This is a genomic window from Mycobacterium simiae, from assembly GCF_008370645.1.
GTDB classification, from domain to species: Bacteria; Actinomycetota; Actinomycetes; order Mycobacteriales; family Mycobacteriaceae; genus Mycobacterium; species Mycobacterium simiae_A.
Window position 1 is genome coordinate 1 of record NZ_VTZN01000666.1, and the last position, 237, is coordinate 237.

Below are 237 nucleotides of genomic sequence, written 5' to 3' on the forward strand. Positions count from 1 at the left end.
GTGCCCGAAGCGGTGACCCGATGTCCGGCGGAGTTGCACCAATTGCTGGTCTCCGAACGGGTCGATGTGCTGAGTCAAACCCCCTCAGCGGCTGCGGTGTTGCCGACACACGAGTTGGAGTCGGTCACACTGGTGGTCGGCGGCGAAGCATGCCCGGCTGACGTAGTCGATCGTTGGGCTCCCGGGCGGACGATGATCAACGCCTACGGGCCATCGGAGACCATGCTGTGTGTAGCG

1 pseudogene is annotated in these 237 nt (G+C 64.1%); it reads left to right on the top strand.

Annotation, left to right across the window (positions count from 1 at the left end):
• Nucleotides 1-237: pseudogene (locus F0Q45_RS27315) on the top strand (AMP-binding protein); the annotation flags it as partial.